We start from the raw sequence: 4264 nt of genomic DNA, 5'->3' as shown, positions 1-4264 counted from the left end.
AATCCGCTGCAACGTGCCATCAAGACGCTGGCGGATATCTTCATTCCAATCCTACCGGCAATTGTAACAGCGGGTTTACTGCTCGGAATCAATAACATTCTGACAGCGACAGGAATCTTCTGGGATGACCAGTCCATCATCGATGTGTACCCGCAGTGGTCCGGCCTTGCTAACATGATCTTTATCATTGCGAATACGGCTTTCGCCTTTCTGCCGGGTCTCATTGGTTGGTCAGCTGTCAAGAAGTTCGGTGGGAGTCCCATCCTTGGTATTGTTATCGGTCTCGTGCTTGTTCACCCCGACCTCTTAAGTGCTTGGGCATACGGGGACGCTGTAACGGAAGGAAATGTCCCGACGTGGAACTTATTCGGGTGGGAAATCGACAAAATCGGTTATCAGGGACAAGTACTGCCGGTTTTGGCTGCCTCCTATCTATTGACGAAAATTGAATTATTCCTTAGAAAGCGGGTGGCAGACAGTATTCAGCTGCTTGTTGTCGGCCCTGTAGCACTATTAGTAACAGGTATCCTTACATTCATTATTATCGGGCCGGTAACGTTCGCCGTAGGGAATGCGATTACAGATGGTCTTGTTTCCATCTTTAACTCCTTTGCTTGGCTTGGCGGATTGATTTATGGTGGTTTATACGGAGTGCTCGTCATCACGGGGATGCACCATACATTCCTGGCTGTTGATATTCAGCTGGTAGGAAGTACAGAAGGGACATTCCTCTGGCCGATGCTCGCTCTATCTAATATTGCACAAGGGTCAGCTGCTTTTGCCATCTGGCTCGCTGCGAAAGATGATAAACTGAAGGGTCTTGGTGTGTCTTCCGGTATATCTGCTTGGCTTGGCGTTACAGAACCAGCTTTATTCGGAGTGAACTTACGATTTAAATATCCATTCGTTATCGCTATAGCATCCTCGGCAATTGCAGGTTTATATATTTCATCTCAAGGTGTATTGGCAAGCTCGATTGGTGTCGGAGGAGTGCCGGGTATCTTCTCCATCATCCCGGAGTATTGGGGAGACTTCCTCATTGGTATGGCAATCGTCATCGTGCTGCCGCTTGTCGGAACTTACTTGTATGCAAAACGGAAGCAAGACGTTTAAAAATGAAAAAGAATCGGTGGTGTTATCATGAATGAACAACCATGGTGGAAGAAAGCAGTCGTCTATCAGATTTATCCAAAGAGTTTTCGTGATACGACTGGAAACGGAGTCGGTGATATTCAAGGAATTATTGAAAAGCTCGATTACTTGAAAGAGCTTGGAGTCGATGTCCTGTGGCTGACACCTATGTACAAATCCCCTCAGAACGACAACGGTTATGACATCAGTGATTACTATGATATTCACGAAGAGTACGGGACGATGGAAGATTTCGATCAACTTCTGCGGGAAACGCATGACCGCGGCATGAAGCTTATTATGGACATCGTCGTGAACCATACGTCCACGGAGCATGAGTGGTTCCAGGCATCCCGGATGTCCAAGGACAGTCCTTATCGGGATTATTATATTTGGAAGGACCCTGTGGACGGCGGGGCACCTACGAATTGGAAGTCCAAGTTCGGAGGCAGTGCATGGAAATATGAAGAGGAGACAGGCCAATATTACCTGCACTTGTTTGATGTTACCCAGGCAGATCTCAATTGGGAAAAGGAAGCTGTTCGAAAAGATGTTTATGATATGATGAGCTACTGGGCGGAGAAAGGTATCGACGGATTCCGATTGGACGTTATCAACCTCATATCCAAAGATCAGGAGTTTCCGAATGACGATGGTACCATCGCGCCAGGAGACGGTCGTAAATTTTACACGGACGGGCCGAAGGTGCATGAATATATGCAGGAAATGAATAAAGAAGTGTTTCGTCCTTATGACCTTATGACGGTCGGTGAGATGTCTTCGACGACGATTGACCACTGCATCAACTATACAGCCCCGGAGCGGAATGAATTGAGTATGACCTTCAACTTTCATCATCTGAAGGTGGATTATCCAAACGGGGAGAAATGGACCGTGGCGGACTTTGATTTTCATGAGCTCAAGAGCATCCTCTCCACATGGCAGGAAGAGATGCACAGAGGGAATGGATGGAATGCATTATTCTGGTGTAACCATGACCAGCCCCGTGTGTTGTCCCGGTTTGGAGACGAGCAGAATTATCCGTTGGAATCCGGGAAAATGCTGGCAACGACAATTCACATGATGCAGGGTACTCCTTACATTTATCAAGGGGAAGAATTCGGAATGACGAACCCCGGCTTCTCTTCTATCGATCGCTACAGAGACGTGGAATCCTTGAATATGTACGAAGCGTTCCAAGCGGAAGGGTACAAAGAGGAAGATATCCTTGCGATTCTTCAGCAGAAGTCGCGTGACAATTCCCGTACGCCGGTACAATGGACGGCAGAAAAGAATGCAGGTTTCACGAACGGGACGCCGTGGATTGACGTAGCGGACAACTATGAAACGATCAATGCAGAAAAAGCCATGAAAGAGGAAGGATCTATTTTCCAACACTATCAAGAGCTGATTCGTCTGCGGAAAGAATATGATATTATTACTCATGGAGACTACCGCCTGATTTCTCCGGAACATGATCGTGTGTTTGCGTACCTGCGGGAGTGGAACGGAGAACGGTTATTGGTCGTTAACAACTTTTACGGGGAATCCGTTGATTTTGTTCTTCCGGATGATATAGAAACTTCAGGACAATCCGAAGTGTTGGTAAACAATTATGAGAATGCTCCGGCACTTGATGAAAAACTGGAACTTCGTCCATATGAGTCGGTAGTTTACTATTGGAAAGATATATAATTAAGTAAAGAACGGTGAAGACCGATGAAAAACAAGTATTTTGTTATCTACAGTGAATTGGCGGAGAGAATTCAAAGTGGAGTGTTGACTCCAGGGGATACCCTTCCTTCCGAGCACGAGCTGACAGATGAATTCCAGACATCTAGAGAGACAATCCGAAAAGCTTTGCACCTGCTTGCTCAAAACGGCTATATTCAAAAAGTGCGGGGGAAGGGATCTGTCGTACTCGATCACGGGAAATTCGAATTTCCTGTTTCCGGATTGACGAGCTTCAAGGAGCTTGCCGATCAGATGGGGCAGACCTTCCATACGTCTGTTCACGAATTGGCGCGTATCAGTGGACAGGGGGAGTTGGGGGAGCGGTTGAACTGTCCTCAGCAAACCAACCTGTGGAAGGTTGTCCGATCGCGGGAAGTAGGAGGAGAGAGGATTATTCTCGATAAAGACTTCCTTCGTGAAGACATCGTTCCGGATTTGACGAAGGAAGCAGCCGAACGTTCCCTATACGAGTATTTGGAAAACGAATTAGGTCTTGTCATCAGTTTCGCTAAAAAGGAGATTGTTGTCGAGCCGGTTACGAAAGAAGACGAAAGCTATCTGGATCTAGCCGGACATCCGCAAGTTGTCGTGATCCGCAGTTACGTCTATCTGGCGGATGCAACGGTGTTTCAGTACACAGAGTCCAGACACCGTCCGGATAAGTTTCAATTCGTTGACTTTGCCAGACGTACCAAATTATAAATAAAACATGATGCAAAGAAGGACCGCAACGGTTCTTCTTTGTTTTTCTTACAGAAAGCGTTAGAATAGAGGCACACGAGAGAAAGGGGTGGAGAAAGTGTTCGTTATCGGAGCGACAAAGAAATTACAGAATGAGATAGATAAGCCGATCCAGGACGTAGAAGCATATAAAGAAGTACCTGAAATCCATCAATGGCATGCGAACCTGGTTACTTTCAACCGCAGGAAATGTTTAATCCTTGTCAACAATGCGACAGGCCTTAACCTGACCTTATTCGGATTGAGAAAGCCGCAATTCGACCACCTCGACACCGTCATTAAAGGTTCGCTCAAGCAGCTATTTCAACTGCTTGAAATTGACGAGTCTGTTGGGGAAGAAATGCTTAGGGCGGCAGATGAAATCGTATATACGAAAACAAAAAACAGGCGGGTCATAGGCATCATGAATGATCTTAAATCTACGATGGAACATCAGATCCAAGGCCAAGCCTATGAAGACATTGATGCCCAGAAAATAAATGAAGAAAATAATAAGATGCCTTTCCGTCCGCTGGAGCATACTTATCCTTATAAAACTTTCATTAAATATTTCCAAAATCAGTAGTGCTGTCCCGGCGCTGCTGATTTTTTTCATGAAAAAAAGACCTCTACCGGGTCAGGGTAGAGGTAAATGTTTATATAGGTATAGGATTAGGGG

Annotated in this window: 4 protein-coding genes; all 4 read left to right on the top strand. The window is 46.0% G+C overall.

Annotated elements, in window-relative coordinates:
- Positions 1 to 1113 (top strand): PTS transporter subunit EIIC (locus tag D479_RS17480; RefSeq protein ID WP_008639663.1); only part of this gene is annotated, 1113 nt, incomplete at its 5' end.
- Between the two features lie 27 nt (positions 1114 to 1140).
- Entirely contained in the window at positions 1141 to 2826 is a 1686-nt protein-coding gene (treC, locus tag D479_RS17475; RefSeq protein ID WP_008639661.1) for an alpha,alpha-phosphotrehalase, read from the top strand.
- Positions 2827 to 2850: 24 nt separating this feature from the next.
- The gene (gene treR / locus D479_RS17470) at positions 2851 to 3567 is read left to right on the top strand and encodes a trehalose operon repressor (protein WP_008639660.1); all 717 of its coding nucleotides are present in this window, start codon (positions 2851 to 2853) and stop codon (positions 3565 to 3567) included.
- 97 nt (positions 3568 to 3664) lie between these two features.
- Positions 3665 to 4171, top strand: a complete 507-nt coding sequence (locus tag D479_RS17465) for a hypothetical protein (RefSeq protein ID WP_008639659.1) — start codon at positions 3665 to 3667, stop codon at positions 4169 to 4171.
- Positions 4172 to 4264 lie beyond the last annotated feature (93 nt).

Origin of the sequence: Halobacillus sp. BAB-2008 (assembly GCF_000328325.1) — a bacterium.
In the GTDB taxonomy this organism is placed as follows: Bacteria; Bacillota; Bacilli; order Bacillales; family Halobacillaceae; genus Halobacillus.
Note: the sequence above shows the minus strand (reverse complement) of the source record. Positions and strands in the feature narration are given on the sequence as shown.